This is a genomic window from Cupriavidus sp. MPR-AND1C (genome assembly GCF_058809705.1).
The window spans coordinates 1-21,720 of record NZ_JBXASU010000090.1; the positions used below are offsets into that span (position 1 = coordinate 1).

The following is a 21,720-nucleotide window of genomic DNA, read 5'->3' on the forward strand; positions in this document are numbered from 1 at the left end:
GGGTTGGGGAGCGGGACTTGCCATGTGCGGTGTGTGTGAAGGAGAAGGGTGCTAATGCTATGGGAGGATGGGCATAGCGTTAAGGGCCAATCGGGCTGGCGACGATGGCACCATCGCCGCAATGGGGGGTGCCGGTGAGCTTGCCGCTTCCGCGGCGTTGTCCGCGGCGTTGTCCGTGGCCTGGAAGTCAGCATCGGTTTGGCCGGGCATCGGCACACTCAGGCCCCGCTCCAGGCTTCCCGGTTGATCCCCGCTGCCGGCGCGCGGCGTGGCACCTGCGTGCGCGCCAGATGCTCCAGCGCGGGTTCGATCACCTCCGCCAGCTTGTGGAAGGCCGGCGCGATCTCGTCGTCCGGCACGCAGGCATACCCCAGCAGCAAGCCCTGGCTGGTCGCCCGCGCGGGGTCCGCGAAATAGCGCGACAGCGGCCGCGTCGACAGGCCCTGGGTACGCGCCGCCATGCTGATGCCGAGGTCGTCGGCGCCCGGCGGCAGGTGGATCACCATGTGCAGCCCGGCTTCATGCGTGGAGGTGGGCCAGTCCGCGCCCAGGCGCGTGGCGATGGCCTCGCGCAGCAGCCCCTGGCGCTGCGCGTAGCGCTGGCGCATGCGGCGGATATGCGTGGCGTAATGCCCCTGCTCGATAAAGTCGGCCAGCACCGCTTGCTGCACCAGCTGCCCCTCGCGGAACAGCTCCGACAGCCCGGTGGCGAAATGCGGCGCCAGCGGCTTGGGCAGCACCATGAAGCCCATGCGCAGGCCGGGGAACAGCGTCTTGGAAAACGTGCCCATGTAGATCACGCGGTCATGTTCATCCAGCCCCTGCAGCGAGGCAAGCGGGCGGCCCTCGAAGCGGAATTCGCTGTCGTAGTCGTCCTCCACGATCCACGCGCCGCGCTGGCGCGCGTATTCCAGCAGCATGCGCCGACGCGACAAGCTCATCACCATGCCCAGCGGATACTGGTGTGACGGCGTGGCAAAGATAAAACGCGGCGGGTTCTGCAGCGTGGCCGCATCCGGGGCGAGGCCCTCGCTATCCACCGGCACGGGGATGGTTTCGATGCCGGCGCTGTTGAGCAGGCTACGGGTGCCCCAGTAGCCGGGGTCTTCCATCCAGGCCTTGTCGCCGACATCGCCCAGCAGCCGCGCGATGAGGTCGATGGCCTGGTGGATGCCGGTGGTCAGGATGATCTGCTCCGGCTCGCAGCGCACCGAGCGCACCAGCCGCAGGTGCTCGGCCATCACGCGGCGCAGCGGCAGGTAGCCACCGTTGTGCGCATACGTCAGAAGCTCGGGCTTGGGGGCGCGCCAGTGCTTGTTCAGCAACCGTGCCCAGACCGCGTGCGGAAACAACGAAACGTCGGGTACGCCGGAGACGAACGCACCCCATTGGCGATCCGACGCACCAGAATGCGACACCAGATGCTGCCCGCGCCGCGAAAGCGCGAAGCGGTTCTGATTTTGCTGCGCTGCGAGCACTGGCATGGTGCCATTTCGCACCCTAACGTTGTGCAATGCACTATGGTCGGGAAAACTCTGCGACACGAAGGTGCCACTTCCGCTGGCTGCGGTGACATAGCCCTCTGCCAGCAACTGCTCAAATGCATAAAGCACGGTATTGCGGGAAACCCCTATCTCCTTCGCAAGCAGGCGCGACGCAGGCAGCTTGCTACCCGCAACCAAAGACCCAGCAAGGATTTCCTGCCGGATGATCTCGTAGAGCTGGCGGTTCATATGCGCGCCGTTTTTATCCGCAGCACCATCCGCGGGCCGCTCCAGACGCTGCAGCAGCAGCTCCGACAAAATCGTCTCTTTCAAAGTGGCCCCGCGCGAAAAGAAAAATATGGATCTATGTATGGTACCAATGATCGGCTAAGTTTCGACACATCTTGTTTCGATCGTCGTTTTTCTCAACGACGCTTTGCCGCTCAGGCCGATTCGATCCTCTCCGGGCACGTTCCAAGCGCGCGCACCGGACAGCCAGTGGAGCCACTTATGCAACGTCCCACCGCCACGCCTTCTACGCCGTCTACGTCCGCCATCCCCGCCACCCCCACGCTTTCCACCGATGCCATCGCCGCCGCCGTGCGCGCGCTCGAGCCGTACATGGTGCGTACGTTGTCGGAATTCGTGGCCGCACCCAGCCCCTCCGGGCAGGAACAGCCGGCCGTGGCGTTCATGGAAGGCGCGCTGCGCGAGTTGGGCCTGGAACCGGAGCGCATCTACCTGCGCAGCGAGACGTTGAAGGACCTGCCGCTGTTCTCGCCGCCATGCTGTCCGGACGGCGGACGCTACAACCTGCTGGCCACGCATCGCCCGGCGACCAAGGGCGGCCGCTCCGTGCTGTTCAACGGCCACCTGGACGTGGTGCCCACCGGCCCGGAGTCGATGTGGCGCCAGTCGCCGTATGCGCCGTTTGTCGAGGACGGCTGGCTGTTCGGCCGCGGCGCGGGCGACATGAAGGCCGGCATCATCTGCACGCTCGCCGCCTATAAGGCGCTGAAAGATCTCGGCGTGCAGCCCGCCGGCGCGGTCGGCTTCAACGCCGTGCTTGAAGAAGAGAACACCGGCAACGGCGCGCTGGCTACCGTGGCCGCGCTCGCCAGCGCGGTGGGCGCGGGCAAGCTGGCCTCGTTCGACACTGTTGTGATTCCCGAGCCGCTGGGCGAGAACCTGATGAGCGCGCAGATGGGCGTGTTCTGGATGTTCGTCGAACTCACCGGCCGCCCGGCGCATGCCGCCTACATGACCACCGGCGTGAACCCGGTGGAGGCCGGCATCGAGGTGATGGCCGACCTGCGCAAGCTCGAGGCCGAATGGAACCTGCCGGAAAACCGCCCCGCCGCGTACCGCGACCACGCGCACCCGATCAACTTCAACCTCGGCCAGATCCAGGGCGGCGAATGGAACTCGTCGGTGCCCTGCACCTGCACGCTCGGCATTCGCATCGGCTTCTTCCCGACCATGAGCGTGACGGATGCCAAGGCGCGCGTGCAAGCCTGCGTGCGCGGCACGCTGGAGCGCCTGGCCAGCAACCTCACGCTCGAAATCCGCTACGAAGGTTTCCACGCGCCGGGCTGCGAGTTCGATCTCGATGTGCCCAGCATGCAGGCGCTTGGCGAAGCCCACCGCAAGGTCAATGGCGAAGAAGTGCGGCGCGAAGCCACCACCGCCACCACCGACGCGCGGCATTTCCGCCTGATGCTGGAAACGCCGGTGACCTGCTACGGCCCGCAGGCCCGCAACATCCACGGGATCGACGAGGCGGTTTCCATCCAGAGCATGGTGCGCGTTGCCACCACGCTCGCGCAGTTCATGCACGACTGGTGCGGCGTAGAGCCGGTCAGCGCTTGAAGTCCACGCAGCAACCCGTCTTCGCGTATCCGCGGATCACGATCACCACCACAGGAAACTGACCGATGAAACACCTCACCCAACACCTGAAAAAGAGCTTTGGCAAAAGCCTGGTGTCGATGGCGCTGGCAACCGCCGGCCTGGCCCTGGCACCGGCACTGCTGCCCGCGGGCGGCGCGGTTGCGCAGACCGTTGGCGGCACCTTGTCCGGCATCGTGCAACCCGAGCCGCCGATCCTGATCAGCGCGATGAACTCGCAGGCGCCCACGCAATATGTCGCCGGCAAGATCTACCAGGGCCTGCTGACCTATGGCCCGGACCTCAAGCCGCACCCGGAGCTGGCCAAGTCGTGGAAGGTGTCGCCGGACGGCCTGACCTATACCTTCGAATTGCAGAGTGGCGTGAAGTGGCATGACGGCAAGCCCTTCACTTCCGCCGACGTGGTGTTCTCGATCGACAAGATGCTGCGCGAAGTGCACGTGCGTACGCGCGCCGTGCTGAACAAGTACATGGAATCGATCCGCGCCGTGAACGACAGCACGGTCGAGATCAAGCTCAAGGAAGCGTTCCCGCCGTTTATCTCGATGTTCGAGACCGGCACCATGCCCATGATGCCCAAGCACATCTACGACGGCACGGACTACCGCAACAACCCGGCCAACCAGAAGCCTGTCGGCACCGGCCCCTTCATGTTCAAGGAATGGAAGAAGGGCGCCTATATCAAGCTGGCCAAGAACCCCAACTATTGGAAGAAGGGCAAGCCCTACCTGGATGAACTGGTGTTCTACGTGATCCCGGACTCGGCCTCGCGCGCGGTGGCCTTCGAGAAGGGCGACGTGCAGGTGCTGCGCGGCGGCGACGTGGACAACGTGGACGTGAAGCGCCTGCGCGCGTTGCCCAATGTGGAATACACCACCAAGGGCTGGGAGCTGTTCTCGCCGATGTCGAACCTGCTGATGAACATGCGCAAGCCGCCGTTCAACAACGTCAAGGTACGCGAAGCGGTCATGCACGCGCTCAATCGCAAGATGATCGTGGACAACATCTTCTTCGGCATGGGAAAGCCGGCGGTCAGCCCGTTCGCCTCCGCCACGCTGTTCTTCGACAAGACCACACCCGTCTATGACTTCAACCTGAAGAAGGCACGCGAGCTGATCAAGGAATCCGGCGTCAACGTGGGCCAGTACCCGGTCAAGATCCTGTCGTCATCCTATGGCGCCAACTGGGACCGGCTTGACGAGTACATGAAGCAGATGCTGGAACAGCTTGGCTTCAAGGTCAGCATCGAGTCCGCCGATGCCGGCACGTGGTCCGCCCGCGTCAGCAACTGGGACTTCGACCTGACCGCCACCTACACCTACCAGTACGGCGATCCGGCGCTGGGCGTGGAGCGTCTCTACGTGACCAAGAACATCGTCAAGGGCACGCCGTTCGCCAATGTGCAGGGCTACAGCAATCCGCAGGCCGATGAACTCTGGGCCAAGGCCAGCGTCACCATGGACCCGGCCGAGCGTCAGAAGCTCTACAGCCAGGTGCAGAGAATCCTGATGACGGAAGTGGCCGCGGGCAACCTGTTCGAGCTGGAGTTTCCCACGCTGTACCGCAAGAACGTGAAGAACCTCGTGACCACCGCCATCGGCCTGAACGAGTCGTTCGACAACGTTTCCATCGAGAAGAACTGAGTACGCTGCTACCCAGGTAACAAGTCGCCAGTCAGTTCACGCGCCGGGCCATCCGCCCGGCGCGCGCGTGGAGCATGCCGTGAATTTCCTCTCTTTCCTGCTATCCCGGCTGTGGAAGGCCCTCGTGGTCGTCCTCGGCGTGGTCATCATCAATTTCTTCCTGATCCGCATGGCGCCTGGCGACCCCGCCACGGTGCTGGCGGGTGAGGCCGGCGCGGGCGATGCCGCCTTCGTTGGCCAGTTGCGTCAGCAGTTCGGGCTGGACCAGCCGGTGCTCACGCAGCTTGGCATCTATCTCAAGGGCGTGGCCAGGCTCGATCTTGGCTACTCATATCGCAATCACCTGCCGGTGCTCGACCTGATCCTGGACCGGCTGCCCGCCACCATCGTGCTGATGAGCGGCGCCTTTGTCTTTTCCATCGTGCTTGGCGTGTTTCTCGGCGTGATCTCGGCGCGCACGCGCTATGAGAACAAGCGGCGCTGGATCGACAGCGCGGTGATGTCCGCGGCGCTGCTGTTGTATGCCACGCCGCTGTTCTGGCTCTCGCTGATGGCCATCATCCTGTTCTCGGTGGTGCTGGGCTGGCTGCCGGCGTTTGGCATGGAGACCATCGGCGCAGGCTATACCGGCCTGGCGCGCATCCAGGATGTGGCGCTGCACATGATCCTGCCCACCATCTCGCTCGGCTGCTTCTTCATGGCGGTGTACGTGCGCCTCACGCGCGCCTCGATGCTGGAAGTCATGGGCATGGACTTCGTCAAGACCGCGCGCGCCAAGGGCGTGCCCGCTGGCCGCGTGATCCGCGTGCACGTGCTGCGCAACGCGCTGCTGCCGGTCATTACCTTTGCCGGCATCCAGCTCGGCCAGATGGCCGGCGGCGCTGTGCTGACCGAAACCGTGTTCTCGTGGCCCGGCATTGGCCGGCTGATGTTCGATGCCCTGCTGCAACGTGATTACCAGTTGCTGCTCGGCATCTTCTTCGTCACCTCGGCGCTGGTTGTGTTCTTCAACCTGGTGACCGATATCGTCTACCGCTTCATCGACCCCCGCATCTCGGTGGGCGGCAAGGGAGCCACGGTATGAAAGCCTTCGCACAACGTTATTGCCGCAACTACGGCGCCGTGATCGGCCTGGTCGTGCTGCTGCTGGTGGTCGCCGTGGCGCTGCTGGCGCCGGTGCTGTACGAGGAGTCACCCTGGCTGATGGTGGGCGATCCGCTGGTGCGTCCGTTTGCCGACGCGGCGTTTCCCTTTGGCACCGACATGCTCGGGCGCGACATCACCGCTGGCATGCTGTACGGCGCGCGCGTCTCGCTGCTGGTGGGCGTGATCTCCACCGGCGTGGCGCTGGTGTTCGGCATCCTGATCGGATCGGTGGCCGGCTATTGCGGTGGGCGCATCGACGACGCGCTGATGCGCTTTACCGAGTTCTTCCAGACCATCCCGCAACTGGCGATGGCGGTGGTGATCGTGGCGATCTTCAATCCCACCATCTACTCCATCGTGGCGGCCATCTCGGTGGTGTCCTGGCCGCCGGTGGCGCGTCTGGTGCGCGGCGAGTTCCTCACGCTCAAGCAGCGCGAGTTCGTGCAGGCTGCGGTGGTGATCGGGCAAAAGCCGCTGCGCATCATCCTCACGCAGATCCTGCCCAACGCCATGTCGCCCATCATCGTGTCGGCCTCCTTCATGGTGGCCACGGCAATCCTGACGGAATCCGCGTTGTCCTTCCTGGGCCTGGGCGACCGCAACATGATGAGCTGGGGCTTCATGATCGGCGCGGCCCGCACCATGATCCGCGAAGCGTGGTGGATGAGCGTGTGGCCCGGCGTGGCCATCCTGCTGACGGTGCTGTCCATCAATCTGATCGGCGAAGGCCTGAACGACGCCATGAACCCGCAACTGCGCCGCCGTGGCGAGTAACGACAAGGAAGACGCCACCATGCAAGCACAAGACAAGCTACCGCTGCTATCCGTGCGCGAGCTCACCATTGCGCTGCCCGCGGGCGGTGACCGTGCGCACGCTGTGAAGGAGGTCAGCTACGACCTGCACGCCGGCGAGATTCTCTGCATCGTCGGAGAATCCGGCTCGGGCAAGTCGATGAGCGCCAACGCCATCATGGGCCTGCTGCCGCCGTACCTGAAGCCGCAGGGCGGCCAGATCCTGTTCCAGGGCAAGGACTTGCTCACGCAGGATGAGCAGACCTTGCTGTCCATGCGCGGCAAGGCCATGGCCATGGTGTTCCAGGAGCCGCTGTCGGCGCTGAACCCCGTGATGACGGTGGGCGACCAGATCGCCGAGGTCATGCGCGTGCACGACGCCTACCCCGGCGAGGCGCGGACAAAGCGCGTGCTGGAACTGCTGGAGTTCGTCGGCCTGCCCGATCCGGCCACGCTGATCCACAGCTATCCGTTCCGCCTGTCCGGCGGGCAGCGCCAGCGCGTGGTGATCGCCATGGCGCTCGCGCTGGAGCCGGCGCTGCTGATCGCCGACGAGCCGACCACTGCCCTGGACGTGACCACGCAGGCCCAGATCCTGGCGCTGATCAAGCGCATCCAGGCGGACAAGGGCATGGGCGTGATGTTCGTCACGCACGATTTCGGCGTGGTGGCGGAAATCGCCGACCGCGTCGCGGTGATGGAGCGGGGCGTGCTGGTGGAGGTAGGCCCGGTGCAGCAGGTGCTCAACCATCCGCAGCATCCCTATACGCGGCGGCTGATCGGCGCCGTGCCGCACGGGCGCGCCAAGGCGCGCGACCAGCAGGCGGCCGAGACCGTGCTGGAGGTGCGCGACCTGCGCAAGACGTATTCCTCCGGCGGTGGCCTGTTCAGCAAGAAGCGCGTGGTCAACGCCGTGGACGGCGTGAGCTTCAGCGTGCGGCGCGGGCAGACGCTCGGCATCGTTGGCGAATCCGGCTCGGGCAAGTCCACCATCGGCAAATGCCTGCTGAAGCTGACCGACATCGACGGCGGCGAGCTGCTGTTCGATGGCCAGGACATAGCCCGACTGACGGAGCGCCAGTTCCGCCCGCTGCGCAGCGATGTGCAGATGATCTTCCAGGACCCGTTCGCCTCGCTGAACCCGCGCCATACGGTGGGCCGCATCATCACCGATGGGCCAATCGCCAATGGCGCGACGCTGGCGCAGGCCCAGGCGCGCGGGCGTGAGCTGCTGCAGCTGGTGGGCCTGGAGCCTTCCGCGTTCGACCGCTATCCCAACCAGTTCTCCGGGGGGCAGCGCCAGCGCATCGGCATTGCGCGCGCACTGGCGCTGGATCCCAAGTTGCTGGTGGCCGATGAATCCGTCTCCGCGCTGGATGTCTCGGTGCAGGCGCAGGTATTGCAACTGCTGGCCGACCTGCAGAAGCGGCTGAACATCGGCCTGATCTTTATCACCCACGACCTGCGCGTGGCCGCGCAGATCTGCCACCACGTGATCGTGATGCACAAAGGCCGCGTGGTGGAGTCAGGACCGCCAGACCAGATCTTCGACGCGCCGCAACATGCCTACACGCAGCGGCTGATTGCCGCGATTCCCGGCAAGGAGTGGGACCCGACCCTGATCCGCGCCGCGGCCTGACCCTGAAAGAACAATCGCGACAGCACAACCCCGACAGCACAACCGATATCAAAGATGGAGCAACAGATGAAGAATGCCGAACTGGTTCGCCGCAAGGATGCCGCCACGCCCCGTGGCGTTGGCGTGATGTGCAACTTCTACGCCGAGCGTGCCGAGAATTCGGAGATCTGGGACGTGGAAGGCAAGCGCTATATCGACTTCGCCGCCGGCATCGCCGTGCTCAACACCGGCCACCGCCACCCGCGCCTGGTCGAAGCCATGCAACGCCAGCTTGAGCGCTTCACGCACACCGCCTACCAGATCGTGCCGTACGCCAGCTACATCGAGCTGGCCGAGCGGATCAACCAGCGCGCGCCCGGCCGCTGCGCCAAGAAGACGGCGTTCTTCACCACCGGCGCCGAGGCTGTGGAGAACGCCATCAAGATCGCCCGCGCCGCGACCGGCCGCCCGGGCGTGATCGCCTTCTCCGGCGGCTTCCACGGGCGCACCATGATGGGCATGGCGCTGACCGGCAAGGTGGTTCCGTACAAGGTAGGCTTTGGCCCGTTCCCCGGCGAAGTCTTCCACGCGCCGTACCCGTGCGCGCTGCATGGCGTGTCGGTGGAGGACGCGCTCAAGGCGATGGAGCACCTGTTCAAGGCCGACGTGGATCCCAAGCGCGTGGCCGCCATCATCTTCGAGCCGGTGCAGGGCGAAGGCGGTTTCAACGTGGCGCCGCCGGCTTTCGTCAAGGCGCTGCGCGCGATCTGCGACGAGCACGGCATCCTGCTGGTGGCCGATGAAGTGCAGACCGGCTTCGGCCGTACCGGCAAGCTCTTTGCCATGGAGCACTACGACGTGGTGCCCGACCTCACCACCATGGCCAAGAGCCTGGCCGGCGGCATGCCGCTGTCGGCGGTGTGTGGCCGCGCGGAGGTGATGGACGCCCCCGCGCCCGGCGGCCTGGGCGGCACCTACGCCGGCAACCCGCTGGCGGTGGCCTCGGCGCTGGCGGTGCTGGACGTGCTGGAAGGCGAGCAGTTGATCCCGCGTGGCGCGGCACTTGGCCAGCGCCTGGTCGCGCGGCTGGAGGCCCTGAAGGCGCGCGTGCCGCAGATCGCCGAGATCCGTGGCCTGGGCGCGATGGTGGCGGTGGAATTCCGCCGCGCCGACGGCGCGCCGGATGCGGAGTTCACGCGCGAGGTGCAGAACCGCGCGCTGGAGCAAGGCTTGCTGCTGCTGTCCTGCGGCGTGTACGGCAATGTGATCCGCTTCCTGTTCCCGCTGACGATTTCCGACGCGGTGATGAACGAAGGGCTGGATATCCTGGCCGATGTGCTGACGCGCTGAGCCGCGAAGCCACCCACGAAGCCACCCACGAAGCCACCCACGAAGCCATCCACGAAGCCATCCACGAAGCTATCCACGAACAGACAGAGAGAGTCAGAACGATCATGCAACTCAAAGACCCCACCCTGCTGCGCTCGCAAGCCTTTATCGGCGGCCAGTGGCAGAACGCCGACAGCGGCGCCACCTTCCCCGTGACCAACCCCGCCGACGGCTCGCTGATCGGCACCGTGCCGCTGATGGGCGCGGCGGAAACGACCCGCGCCATCGAGGCGGCCCGCGTGGCGCAGGCCGCATGGCGCCGCAAGACGGCCCGCGAGCGTGCCCAGGTGCTGCGTGCCTGGTACGACCTGATGCTGGCCAATGCCGATGACCTGGCCGTGCTGATGACCACCGAGCAAGGCAAGCCGCTGGCCGAGGCGCGCGGGGAAGCCGTCTACGCCGCATCGTTCCTGGAATGGTTCGCCGAGCAAGCCAAGCGCGTCCACGGCGACGTGCTGGCCACGCCCGCGTCCGACAAGCGCCTGCTGGTGGTCAAGGAGCCGGTTGGCGTGTGCGCGGCCATCACGCCGTGGAACTTCCCGCTGGCCATGATCACCCGCAAGGCCGGCCCGGCGCTGGCGGCGGGTTGCGCCATGGTGCTCAAGCCGGCAGAAGACACACCGCTGTCGGCGCTCGCGCTGGCGCTGCTGGCCGAGCGCGCTGGACTGCCCGCCGGCCTGCTGAGCGTGGTGACGGGCGACGCCGCCAGCTCGATCGAGATCGGCGCAGAGCTGACCGGCAGCCCGGTGGTGCGCAAGCTCAGCTTTACCGGCTCCACGGAAGTCGGCCGCATCCTGATGCGCCAGTCGGCGCCCACCATCAAGAAGCTGTCGCTGGAACTCGGCGGCAATGCGCCCTTCATCGTGTTCGACGACGCGGACCTGGACGCCGCCGTGGAAGGCGCCATGGCTTCCAAGTACCGCAACGCCGGCCAGACCTGCGTCTGCGCCAACCGCCTCTACGTGCATGACAAGGTGTACGACGCCTTTGCCCAGAAGCTGGTTGCCGCGGTAAAGACGCTCAAGGTCGGCCACGGCCTGGAGCCCGGCGTGCAGCAAGGCCCGCTGATCAATGAAGATGCGGTCGCCAAGGTGGAGCAGCACATTGCCGATGCCCTGGGCAAAGGCGCGCGCCTGCTCACGGGCGGCAAGCGCCACGACCTGGGCGGCACCTTCTTCGAGCCCACCGTGCTGGCCAACGTCACGCCGGACATGGTGGTGGCGAAACAGGAAACCTTCGGCCCGCTCGCACCGCTGTTCCGCTTCACCAGCGACGAGGAAGTGGTCAACATGGCCAACGATACCGAGTTCGGCCTGGCCTCCTACTTCTTCAGCCGCGACATCGGGCGCATCTGGCGCGTGGCCGAGGCGCTGGAGTACGGCATGGTGGGCATCAACACCGGTCTGATCTCCAACGAGGTGGCGCCTTTCGGTGGCGTCAAGCAATCCGGCCTGGGCCGCGAAGGCGCCTCGTACGGCATCGAGGAATACCTGGAGGTCAAGTACCTCTGCATGGGCGGCGTGGACCGCTAAGCCCTCGGCACAACGTAACGCGTCTTCAGGAGAAACCACCATGAGCAGACCCCAGGCCGTACCCACCGTGCAGGTGGACAATGATCGCGTGGTCGTGACCGAGTGGCGCTTTGCGCCGGGCGCGCAGACCGGGCATCACCGCCACGGCTACGACTACGTGGTGGTGCCGATGACTACCGGCGCGCTGCGGCTGGAGACGCCGGCCGGCGAAGTCGTCAGCCAGCTCGTCGCGGGCCAAGCCTATTACCGTGGCGCGGGCGTCGAGCACAACGTGATCAACGCGCACGAAGGCGAATGCGTGTTCGTGGAAATCGAGATCAAGCCCGTTGCGCCGCCTCCCGCAGCCGGGAAACCGTGAGTCTCACCTGAAAAAAACATGCGCGCCTTCTTCTCGGATGACCAACTGCTGCACCAGCCCCGCCAGTTCATGCGTGCGGGCCGCCTGTGCGAACCCACCGACGTGCCCGCCCGGGCCCACGCGCTGCAACGCGCGCTGGCCGGGCGCGGCATCACGCTGGCTGAGCCGGCCGACTTTGGCCGCGCGCCGCTGGAGGCCGTGCACAGCCCGGCGTATCTGGATTTTCTAGGCTATGCGTACGAGCGCTGGATGGCGCTGGCGCGGCCCGGGTTCGAGCCGGGCATCGAAGTGCTGCCCAATCTTTCGCCCTACTACAACGGCCGCGTGGACCAGCCGCGCCGCGTGCCGTGCCCGACGGATTCCATCATTGCCCAGGCCGGCTATTACCTCGGCGACCTGAGCGCGCCGCTCGGGCCGCAGAGCTGGCGCTCCATCCTGCGCTCCGCGCACAGCGCCGTGGCTGCCGCCGAGTCCGTGTGCGAGCAACAGGACCGGCAAGGCATTGCCTATTCGCTGTCGCGCCCGTCCGGCCACCATGCGCACAGCGATCGCGCGGTGGGCTTTTGCTACGTCAACAACTCAGCCATCGCCGCCGAGACCTTGCTCAAGCGCTTCAGCAAGGTGGCGGTGCTCGACGTGGACGCGCACCACGGCGATGGCACGCAGCAAATCTTTTACCAACGCTGCGACGTGATGACGATCTCCCTGCACGCCGATCCGAGCGCCTACTACCCGTTCTATACCGGCTACGCTAATGAGCGTGGCTACGGCGCGGGCTATGGCTACAACCTGAACTTTCCCCTGCCGCACGGCACCGAGGACGCCGGCTTTCTCGGCGCGCTCGACAACGCGCTCGATGCCCTGCGCGACTACCGTCCGCAGGCACTGGTGCTGGCACTGGGCTTCGACACCTACATACACGATCCCATCAGCGTGCTGCGCGTGGGGCTGGATGCCTATCGCGGCATTGGCGAGCGCATCAATGCGCTGGGCGTGCCCACGGTGGTGGTGCAGGAAGGCGGCTACGAGGTCGAGGCCATTGGTCCGGCGCTCGATGCCTTCTTGTCGGGCCTCGTGCCCGCCACGGCCTGAGCCACATGCCGCAACCCTCGCGCTACCCGATTCCACTTGCACAAAGAGAGCCGACATGACGACACTGAAGATCGATGGCGACCGCCTCTGGCAGTCCTTGATGGCATTGGCGCGCATCGGTGCCACGCCGCGCGGCGGCAATGCGCGCCTGGCGCTTACCGCGCTTGACGGCCAGGGGCGCGACCTGGTCACGGGCTGGATGCGCGATGCCGGCCTTGCCGTCACGGTTGACAAGGTCGGCAATATCTTCGGCCGCCGTGCCGGGCGCAACGACAGCCTGCCACCGGTGATGACCGGCAGCCATATCGATACGCAGCCCACGGGCGGCAAGTTCGACGGCTGCTTTGGTGTGCTGGCCGGGCTGGAAGTCATGCGTACCCTGAATGAGCAGGGCGTGCGGACCGAGGCGCCGCTGGAGCTGGCGATCTGGACCAACGAGGAAGGCACGCGCTTCGTGCCGGTGATGATGGGCTCGGGCGTGTTCGCCGGCATCTTCCCGCTGCAGACCGCGCTGGATGCGACAGACAACGACGGCAAGCGCGTGGACGATGAACTGCGTGCCATCGGCTACGCCGGTAGCGCCGAAGTGGGCGGCCGCCAGATCGGCGCGTATTTTGAGGCGCATATCGAGCAGGGCCCGGTGTTGGAGGACGCCGATAACGTGATCGGCGTGGTGACGGGCTCGCTCGGCCTGCGCTGGTACGACGTGACCGTGACCGGCATGGAGGCTCACGCCGGTCCCACACCGATGCCGCTGCGCCGGGATGCGCTGTATGGCGCGTCATTCATCCTGCAAGAGGTGGTGCGCATCGCGCACGATTTCGCGCCGCACGGGCGCGGCACGGTGGGCGTGCTCGATGTCCACCCGGCCTCGCGCAATGTGATTCCCGGCACGGTGAAGTTCACGGTGGACCTGCGCCACCAGGACGCCGGCAAGCTGGCCGAGATGGATGCCCGCCTGCGCGCGGCCTGCGACGCGCTCGCGCAAGGCAAGACCACGGGCAACCCGCTCGGCGTGCGGATCGAAGACGTGCAGTATTTCCCGCCCACGCCGTTCGCGCCGGAACTGGTGGGCCACGTGCGCCAGCAGGCGGCGGCGCTGGGCTACACACACCAGGACATCGTCACCGGCGCTGGTCATGACGCGGTGTACATCGCCACGGTGGCCCCCACCGCCATGATCTTTGTCCCGTGCAAGGACGGCATCAGCCACAACGAAGTGGAAGACGCCAAGCCCGAGCACCTGGAAGCTGGTGCCAACGTGCTGCTGGGCGCGATGGTGGCACAGGCTGGTGGCGTGAGCGCCTGAGCTGCCTGAGCTGCCTGAGCTGCCTGAGCTGCCTGAGTTGCCTGAGCGGCGACGTTCCCCGGAGCCGTCACGGATCGGTCCAAACCAGTGCGCCGGCCAAGCAGGATGCACCGCGGCGCGAAGCCCCGCTGACCATCGCGGTGCGTTAGCCAACCCAACACCACGGTAACGGCGGGGGCGGCCCCGCCGCGTCCGCGCAGACCGGCTTTCCGGCCCAAACCGGATGGCACAGCACTTGCAATTCAAGCGTATCGCCCGTCGCTGCCACCACGACGGTTCACGTCTTCACTTCCAGAAGCAAGGAATCCCATGTCCTTCCGTTTTCTCCAACACCGCACTGGCGCCATCGCGCTGTCGGCCATGCTGGCCACCGGCCTGGTTGCCACGTCCCCCGCATCGGCGCAAGCCACACACGACTGGCCCACCCAACCCGTGCGCATCGTCGTGCCGTTCCAGGCGGGCTCCGCTACCGATCTCATCACGCGCCAGCTCGGCATCGGCCTGGGCCGCGAGTACGGCCAGACCTTCGTCGTCGAAAACCGGCCAGGCGCCGCGGCCATGATCGGCAGCGAGGCAGCCGCGCGCGCGCCTGGAGACGGCTACACCTTGCTGATGTCGGGGCCCGCTTCCATGGTGACCAACCGCTTCCTCTACAAGAAGCTCAGCTACGATCCAGACGCCTTCGAGAAGGTCGCGGTGGTGGCCATCACGCCAAACATCCTGCTGGCCAGCCCTGGCCTGCCCTTCAAGACGCTGCCGGAAATGATCGCTTATGCCAAGGCCAACCCGGGCAAGCTGACCTATGCGTCGTTTGGCGCGGGCACCACGTCGCACATGGCAGGCGAGATGCTCAAGGCGCTGGCTGGCATCGATATCGTCCATGTGCCGTACAAAGGCGCGGGCGAGGCGATTCCCGCTTTGCTGTCCGGACAGGTGTCGATGTACTTCGACACCATCATGACGGGGTTGCCGTATGTGAAGGCGGGCAAGCTGCGCGCGCTGGGTGTATCCAATGCCAGGCGCTCGCCGATGGCGCCGGATATTCCCACCATTGCCGAGCAGGGCTATCCGGGCTTCGATATCGCGCCCTGGTACGGGATTGTCGCGCCGAAAGGCACGCCAGCCGAGGTGGTTGCCAAGTTGAACGTCTCGATCAACAAGCTGCTCAAGGACCAGGGTTTTCGCGAGAAGCTCGCCGCAACCGGCGCGGAGCCGCGCGGTGGTTCAGTGGCCGATTTCAACGCCATGGTAGGCGCGGAAATCCCGCGCACGGAGAAGCTGGTCAAGCAGTCGGGGATCAGCCTGCAGTAGCGTCTCCGGCGCGAGGCAAAAAAAAGCACCCGGCGAACCGGGTGCTTTTTCCGCTCTTGCCTGATACCGGAAGCCTATCAAAAATCATTCAAGAATCATTCAAGACTTACCCAAGAATCACCCACTACATCATGTGGCGTGAGAAGCGCCCATGCTCGGCGCCGACCATCAGGTCGGCGAACTGTTCGCTGCTCATGTGCACGAGTTGCTGGTGATCGCCGGCTTCGAAGAACACTTCGGGCTGGGCCAGCAGGGCATCGTCGAGGTAGGTATGCATGCCGTAGGCCATGGCTACCGGCGGGATGGCGCCAAGGTCGCAATCCTTGAAGACTTCGCGGATCTCCTCTTCGTGGGCCAGTACCAGCGCGCGGCCGGATTGCGCGCAGATGGCTGCCAGGTTCAGGTGATGGCTGGACGGGATGACCGCGGCCACGTAGCCGATGTCATCCTCCAGCAACAGGGTCTTGGCCAGGCGATCTCCGGGAACGTGCGCTGCCTCCGCAGTGGCCATGCTGCTGAGGGTGTAGGGATGGCGGATGGTGTCGAAACGGCTGTTCCTGCTGTTGAGGCAATTTGCCAGGGTGGTAGCCAAGGCCATGATGCGTCTCCTTCGCTGTACGTTGCGCTCAGGGCCGCGACGGACCCTAGCGCTTCCTACTATAGACGGTGCCTTTGGCGCCGGGGTGCCATGCGTGGCGCGTCATGCTTCGTCGTGCGCATCCATGGGCGGCAGGCGGCGCGGTTGTGGCCACAGGGCCTGCAGTTCGGTCTTGAGGAAGTTCAGCAGGTAGCGCGTGGCCATGGTCTGGTAGCGGTTGGGCATGGTCAGCATATAGAGGCGGCTGCCGAACACGCTGATGTGGTAATCCGCCAGCACGGGCAGCAGGATGCCCGCGTCGAGTTCCGCGCCGATGGCATAGAGCGGGAAGATGCCCAGGCCCAGGTCGCCCAGCACGCCGTCCTTGAGGAAGGCGAAATTCTCCGAGCTCAGCGTGGGCTCCAACGCCACTTGCTCGCGCACGGCGTCGCTGCCGGTGCCGCGCGTGCCGAAGGCCTTGAGCTTCTGGCCGATGGGCGAGGCGCAGACGATGGCGTGGTCCTTGAGATCGGCCAGGTCGCGCAGGGGCGGCTGCGTGGCCAGGTAGCCGGGAGACCCGCACACCACCCACTCGACCACGCCGATCTCGGTTGCCACCACCGAGTCTGGCGGCGTGGAGATGATGCGCAGCGCCACCTCCACGTCTTCAGACACCAGGTTGTGGATGCGGTTGTCGAACACCACATCAAGGGTGATGTCGGGGTAACGGTGCTTGAACTTCACCAGCAGCGGCGAAAGCATCGCGTGCCCCAGCCCGGTAGGCACCGACAAGCGCACATGGCCATGCAGGCTCTTGCCCATGCTGTTGATCAGCGCGTTGGCCGCCGCCACTTCACCGAGGATGTTGCGCCCGTGCTCGTACAGGCCGGCGCCCACGGGCGTGGGCTCGACGTGCCGGGTGGTCCGGCGCAGCAGCTGCACGCCCAGCGCTTCTTCCAGCGCCTTCAGGTGGTAGCTCACGTTGGCGCGGGTCATCTTGAGCTTGCGCGCGGCAGCCGAGAGATTGCCGGCGTCGACGATGTCCACGAAAAGGCGTAAGGCGTTCAGGTCCATTTGTTCATTTGGTGGCTTGCTCTTGCTCGGGTAAAAGCGTGCTGGCGTTGACGGGCATGGCAAACAGTTTATCAAGTGTGCCGCGCGTCCAATGCGCAAAGGATCGCGCCGAGGCATTCCCTTTATGTTCCCTGATGCCGAAGCGATGATTTTCGTCAGAAACGATTTCTTCCAGTGCGGGGGAGCGGACTGCCACTACATCGCATCGAGCGGCGGCAATAGCCGCAGCAGGCTTTGGCCGGCATGCTGGACAGCTTCGCCTGCGCGCAAGACTGGCCAGGCTCCAGCATGAGCTTGCAGGCAATGCCCGCCAGCGCGCCGAAGCGGCGGAACTCGCGCGGTGCTATCGGCGTCTCAGGGGGTGGCTCCGGACTATGTGGCATAGCGTTTTCCCCAATATTGGCGTCGCCGGCTTTCTTTGGAATGGCGCGATTTGCACGGTATCACCGGGCCCGGTCGGTAAGGAGAGGAGAGGAGAAATTCGCAAGGTCTTTGCGTTGGATGTGGTCCGGCGCCGATTGAAAAGATAGGGAAAGACAGGGAAAGACAGTGAGCACTGGATTCTGCATGCGCGAATACAGCGTATCAAACGCTGTGCCGGAGCCGGTCCGCCGTGGGCTTGCATCGCACTAGCGGCTCGCCAATTTCGGGTTGTGGATGATTGACAGGACTTGAATGCCAGGCATCAAAGCCAGGATCGAGTCCAGGCGTGGATGCATGCGAGCTTGCGCTGAAAAGTGGATATTGCTTAGCTTCAGGCCCATGCGTTTATCCGGTTTGGGGGCAATTACGGCAAAACCGGGCGCGCTCCGACAGGCTTTTCTATCACATTGTCCGTACATTTTTCATGGCGGGACGGGTATTGCGGCTTCCATGCCTGCGGGGCAATGGCCTTTCAGAAACCTTTCGGGATGTTGTCATATTGTGTCATCGCGCTGTCGGGTGAATGCACCGTCAGCACGCATGCCAAACACGGGATCCAATGGGGGGATCCGATGGGGGGATCCAATGACGGGATCCAATGGCGCCGGTCGCATGGCAGAGAAATCCGGCATATAGGGTATTACCTGAACCCGCATTGCGATCCGGAATGCGCAGGCTTAGCGCATGCGATCCGGCGTCCAATCGCACCCGCATTCGGCGTGTCCATGGCGTTTTCTATTCTTGTGCAAAGCGGGTCGGTTGTATCAACTTCTTACGCGATTGGATTTTCTTTAATCAAACGTGGTAGTCTATGCCAGCAAATTTTCCCCTATCATTGAATTAACACCGCTCCAGGAGAATCAAAATGGCAACTTACAAGCAGCTGATTGCAGAGAAGGAAGCGCTCGAAGCAAAGCTGGCCGAGATGCGTGCCAGCGAAGTGGCGGGCATTATTGCGCAGATCCAGGGCCTGATGGCGGAGTATGAGCTGACGGCAGAAGACATCGCCCCGAAGCGCCGCCGGGGCCGTCCGGCTTCCAGCGCGAATGGCGCCGTGGCCAAGCCCAAGTCCAACCTGCCCGCGAAGTATCGCGATCCCAAGACCGGCGCCACCTGGACCGGCCGTGGCCGCGCACCGGGATGGCTGGGTAAGAACCGTGCCCGCTTCCTGATCGCCGAAGCCTGATCGCATTGCTGTCTCAGTGACACAGTGGCGCCGGCCCCGCCGGCGCCAGCTTCTCCTTTGCGGGCGCTGTGGCAAGCCATTGGCCGCGCCGTGCGCAGGGCCAATGGCGCCCCTCATCAAATTCCCCCCCCCCAGACCCAATATGAAAAAAGCGCTGCTTTGCGCGTTGATGCTCTGCGCGTCTTTTGCCGCGCAAGCCGACGAAAAATTGTTGTCAAAGCAATACGGGGCCTGCATGGATCGTCCGGATGTCACGACTGCTGGCATGCATGACTGCATCGGGGCGGAGACGGCGCGGCAGGATAAATCGCTGAATGCCGCTTATAAAGGCCTTCAACAGGCATTGCCTCCCGCCAGGAAAGCAACATTGCTCGACGCCCAGCGCGCCTGGCTGAAGTTCCGGGACGCCAATTGCAGCTTCCAGGCCGATCCCGATGGCGGCACGATCGCCGGTGTCAACGCATCTGCCTGCCTGATGCAGATGACGGCGGACCGGGCGCGGGAGCTTAGCGATTTCGCCGCCGAAGCGGCAGGGCGCTAGCCAGCAGGAGGCCAGCGGCACCAAGAAGATGCCTCTTTGTGCCCTTCTCCAGATTGTCAAAAGGGATTATCCATTCTGTTCAAGACATGTGGGATTGTCAAAACCGGGTGACGGCGTACCATGTCGGGCACATCGTTGCTTGCTTTGACCGGAGATCCCCATGAGCCTGGATGCAGAATCCTTTTCGCTGCTGCGCGCGTCGGTGCAGCGTTTCATCGACGAACGCCTGAAGCCGGCGGAAGACACGCTCGAGGAAACCGACGATGTGCCGGCGGACATCGTTGCCGACATGAAGGAGATGGGCCTGTTCGGAATCTCCATCCCTGAGAACTACGGTGGCATCGGCCTGTCGATGTCGCAGGAATGCGACGTGGTGTATGACCTTGGCCACACAGCCTTCGCCTTCCGCTCGGTCTTTGGCACCAATGTCGGCATCGGCTCGCAGGGCATCCTGATGGACGGCACCGAGGCGCAAAAGCAGGAATACCTGCCCAAGATCGCCAGCGGCGAACTGGTGATCTCGTTCGCGCTGACCGAGCCCAATGCCGGCTCCGACGCGGCCTCGCTGCAGACCAAGGCCGAGCTCGACGGCGACCACTACATCATCAACGGCACCAAGCGCTTCATCACCAACGCACCGCGCGCGGGCGCTTTTACCCTGATGGCGCGCACCGGCGGCACCGGCGCTTCGGGCATCTCCTCGTTCATCGTGCCGGCCAACACCCCGGGCATTTCGCTTGGCAAGCCGGACAAGAAGATGGGCCAGCGCGGCACCAAGACCTGCGACGTGGTGCTGGAAAACGTGCGCGTGCCGGCGGCCAACATCATCGGCGGCGTGCCCGGCGTTGGCTTCAAGACGGCCATGAAGGTGCTCGACCGCGGCCGCCTGCATATCTCGGCGCTGGCCTGCGGCATGGCGCACCGCCTGATTACCGATGCCGTGGCCTATGCCAAGGAGCGCAAGCAGTTCGGCCAGCCGATCGGTGATTTCCAGCTGATCCAGGCCATGCTGGCCGATAGCCAGGCCGAGCTGTACGCCGGCTTGTCGATGGTGCGCGATTGCGCCCAGCGCTACGACGCCAAGACCCCGGGCAAGAGCGATCCGGAAGTCAGCATGCTGGCCTCCTGCACCAAGATGTTCTGCACCGAGATGGTGGGCCGCGTGGCCGACCGCGCCGTGCAGATCCATGGCGGCGCCGGTTATATCGCCGAGTACAAGGCAGAGCGTTTCTATCGCGACGTACGCCTGCTGCGCCTGTACGAAGGCACCACGCAGATCCAGCAACTGATCATCGCCAAGCAGCTGCTGCGCGACTGATCGGTGGGCGCGGATGCCCGCCGGCACGACCGGCGGGCATCCGCGAGAGGGCCCGTGCCGCACTAATGCCACTCGTGGGCAGCGTGCATCGGCCTGGCCAATGGACGCGCGCAACGCAATGTCCTGTTGTCTCAACGGAGGCTGCCTCAATGGCTATTGCCGCTCTCAAGGTTCCCGCTGGCTACGCCGGATTTCCGTCCATGCGCGCCCCTTGCCGCCTCGATGCGCCGCCCTCGCAGGCGGTGCCCGGCAATGACCGCGCGGGCCCGGACAGCACCGCGCCTTGCTACCCGATCATCGAAGCGCTGATGGCCTGCGCCGCGCGGCCCGCCTACACGCCGCTGGACTGCATCCGCCTGGCGCTCGATGCGGCCGGCGCGCTGGGCCGCGACGATCCGGTTTCCTCGGTCCAGCCAACCCGCCTGCAAAGCTTCGATGGCGCGCTGTATCGCACGGGCACGGGCGCCTGGACCATCCTCTACAGCGATAGCCTGGCAGCGACGGATGTGCGCTTCATGATTGCGTACCTGCTGGGCCGGCAGCTTCTGGGTGGCAGCGAGCTGGATTACGTGGAGTGCACCAATGCCGAGCTGATGGCCATGCCAGACGATGACTCGGCCGGCGGGCTCGCCTATGCCTTTGCCAGCCGGCTGCTGATGCCGCTCAATGCCTGCCGCCTGGCCTTGCCCGGCGCGGTGGACCTCGATGTGCTGGACGCGCTGGCCGAGCGCCTCTGCCTGCCGGTGCATCACGTGGCGCGGCGCTGGCTGTCCTATACCTCGCACAAGGCCGTGCTGACGCTCAAGCGCGATGGCGCTGTGCTGGGCATGTGGGCGAGCGAGACGGCGTTCGGGCTGCGGGCCGATGACCTCGGTGGCGGCATGGGCGTGCGCACGGCGTCGCAGGCATTGTTGCTTGGCGACGGCGTGGGCATCGAGCTGGCCGTGGGCCCCAGGCACGTGGCAAGCCGGGCAGGCGCGCGCCAGCGCGCCGCCTTTCCCATCTGACGCGTTGGCGCG

General features: G+C 65.2%; 19 protein-coding genes. 15 read left to right on the top strand and 4 right to left on the bottom strand.

Translation table 11 applies throughout. The annotated features are described in order from the left end of the window. Positions 1 to 218: 218 nt before the first annotated feature. Positions 219 to 1,817, bottom strand: coding sequence for a MocR-like pyridoxine biosynthesis transcription factor PdxR (gene pdxR / locus AC1RWI_RS31270; protein ID WP_492870259.1), 1,599 nt, complete (start codon positions 1,815 to 1,817; stop codon positions 219 to 221). A gap of 177 nt (positions 1,818 to 1,994) precedes the next feature. Between pdxR and AC1RWI_RS31275 the strand changes: the two genes are divergently transcribed. The 11 genes from AC1RWI_RS31275 (at position 1,995) to AC1RWI_RS31325 (ending at position 15,582) form a co-directional block, all read left to right on the top strand. After that, on the top strand, positions 1,995 to 3,353 hold the full coding sequence (locus AC1RWI_RS31275) for an ArgE/DapE family deacylase (RefSeq protein ID WP_492870260.1): 1,359 nt from the start codon (positions 1,995 to 1,997) through the stop codon (positions 3,351 to 3,353). 119 nt (positions 3,354 to 3,472) lie between these two features. Next, a complete protein-coding gene (locus AC1RWI_RS31280) occupies positions 3,473 to 5,035 on the top strand; it encodes an ABC transporter substrate-binding protein (RefSeq protein ID WP_492870271.1) in 1,563 nt (520 codons plus the stop codon). A gap of 79 nt (positions 5,036 to 5,114) precedes the next feature. Next, positions 5,115 to 6,119, top strand: coding sequence for an ABC transporter permease (locus AC1RWI_RS31285; RefSeq protein WP_492870261.1), 1,005 nt, complete (start codon positions 5,115 to 5,117; stop codon positions 6,117 to 6,119). Beyond that, on the top strand, positions 6,116 to 6,955 hold the full coding sequence (locus AC1RWI_RS31290; protein ID WP_150986491.1) for an ABC transporter permease: 840 nt from the start codon (positions 6,116 to 6,118) through the stop codon (positions 6,953 to 6,955). The genes AC1RWI_RS31285 and AC1RWI_RS31290 overlap by 4 nt, the downstream gene beginning before the upstream one ends. A gap of 19 nt (positions 6,956 to 6,974) precedes the next feature. Continuing rightward, entirely contained in the window at positions 6,975 to 8,612 is a 1,638-nt protein-coding gene (locus AC1RWI_RS31295; protein WP_492870262.1) for an ABC transporter ATP-binding protein, read from the top strand. A 66-nt stretch (positions 8,613 to 8,678) separates the two neighbouring features. Further along, complete coding sequence (locus AC1RWI_RS31300; RefSeq protein WP_492870263.1) at positions 8,679 to 9,941, top strand: 4-aminobutyrate--2-oxoglutarate transaminase; 1,263 nt, start codon at positions 8,679 to 8,681, stop codon at positions 9,939 to 9,941. 104 nt (positions 9,942 to 10,045) lie between these two features. Beyond that, positions 10,046 to 11,512, top strand: coding sequence for an NAD-dependent succinate-semialdehyde dehydrogenase (locus AC1RWI_RS31305; RefSeq protein ID WP_492870264.1), 1,467 nt, complete (start codon positions 10,046 to 10,048; stop codon positions 11,510 to 11,512). 40 nt (positions 11,513 to 11,552) lie between these two features. Then, positions 11,553 to 11,870 carry a cupin domain-containing protein gene (locus AC1RWI_RS31310; protein WP_043352811.1) on the top strand — a complete coding sequence of 106 codons (318 nt, stop codon included), beginning with the start codon at positions 11,553 to 11,555 and terminating at the stop codon, positions 11,868 to 11,870. Positions 11,871 to 11,888: 18 nt separating this feature from the next. Then, positions 11,889 to 12,962, top strand: coding sequence for a histone deacetylase family protein (locus AC1RWI_RS31315; protein WP_492870265.1), 1,074 nt, complete (start codon positions 11,889 to 11,891; stop codon positions 12,960 to 12,962). 55 nt (positions 12,963 to 13,017) lie between these two features. Next, complete coding sequence (locus AC1RWI_RS31320; RefSeq protein WP_492870266.1) at positions 13,018 to 14,271, top strand: Zn-dependent hydrolase; 1,254 nt, start codon at positions 13,018 to 13,020, stop codon at positions 14,269 to 14,271. Between the two features lie 309 nt (positions 14,272 to 14,580). Next, entirely contained in the window at positions 14,581 to 15,582 is a 1,002-nt protein-coding gene (locus tag AC1RWI_RS31325; protein WP_043352816.1) for a Bug family tripartite tricarboxylate transporter substrate binding protein, read from the top strand. A 124-nt stretch (positions 15,583 to 15,706) separates the two neighbouring features. On the opposite strand, the gene AC1RWI_RS31330 is transcribed toward AC1RWI_RS31325, so the two are convergent. The 3 genes from AC1RWI_RS31330 to AC1RWI_RS31340 form a co-directional block, all read right to left on the bottom strand. Further along, the gene (locus tag AC1RWI_RS31330; protein WP_492870267.1) at positions 15,707 to 16,180 is read right to left on the bottom strand and encodes an aminoacyl-tRNA deacylase; all 474 of its coding nucleotides are present in this window, start codon (positions 16,178 to 16,180) and stop codon (positions 15,707 to 15,709) included. 102 nt (positions 16,181 to 16,282) lie between these two features. Continuing rightward, the gene (locus AC1RWI_RS31335; protein ID WP_043352819.1) at positions 16,283 to 17,233 is read right to left on the bottom strand and encodes a LysR family transcriptional regulator; all 951 of its coding nucleotides are present in this window, start codon (positions 17,231 to 17,233) and stop codon (positions 16,283 to 16,285) included. Positions 17,234 to 17,237: 4 nt separating this feature from the next. Beyond that, positions 17,238 to 17,429, bottom strand: a complete 192-nt coding sequence (locus tag AC1RWI_RS31340; RefSeq protein ID WP_144409914.1) for a hypothetical protein — start codon at positions 17,427 to 17,429, stop codon at positions 17,238 to 17,240. Positions 17,430 to 18,521: 1,092 nt separating this feature from the next. Here AC1RWI_RS31340 and AC1RWI_RS31345 point away from each other — a divergent pair. The 4 genes from AC1RWI_RS31345 to AC1RWI_RS31360 all read left to right on the top strand — a co-directional run bounded on the left by AC1RWI_RS31345 (position 18,522) and on the right by AC1RWI_RS31360 (position 21,708). Next, positions 18,522 to 18,842 carry an H-NS histone family protein gene (locus AC1RWI_RS31345; protein WP_043352821.1) on the top strand — a complete coding sequence of 107 codons (321 nt, stop codon included), beginning with the start codon at positions 18,522 to 18,524 and terminating at the stop codon, positions 18,840 to 18,842. A 142-nt stretch (positions 18,843 to 18,984) separates the two neighbouring features. Further along, a complete protein-coding gene (locus AC1RWI_RS31350; protein ID WP_043352823.1) occupies positions 18,985 to 19,383 on the top strand; it encodes a lysozyme inhibitor LprI family protein in 399 nt (132 codons plus the stop codon). 160 nt (positions 19,384 to 19,543) lie between these two features. Beyond that, complete coding sequence (locus AC1RWI_RS31355; protein WP_043352825.1) at positions 19,544 to 20,701, top strand: acyl-CoA dehydrogenase family protein; 1,158 nt, start codon at positions 19,544 to 19,546, stop codon at positions 20,699 to 20,701. 149 nt (positions 20,702 to 20,850) lie between these two features. Next, entirely contained in the window at positions 20,851 to 21,708 is an 858-nt protein-coding gene (locus AC1RWI_RS31360; RefSeq protein WP_043352827.1) for a M78 family metallopeptidase domain-containing protein, read from the top strand. The last annotated feature ends 12 nt before the right edge of the window (positions 21,709 to 21,720 follow it).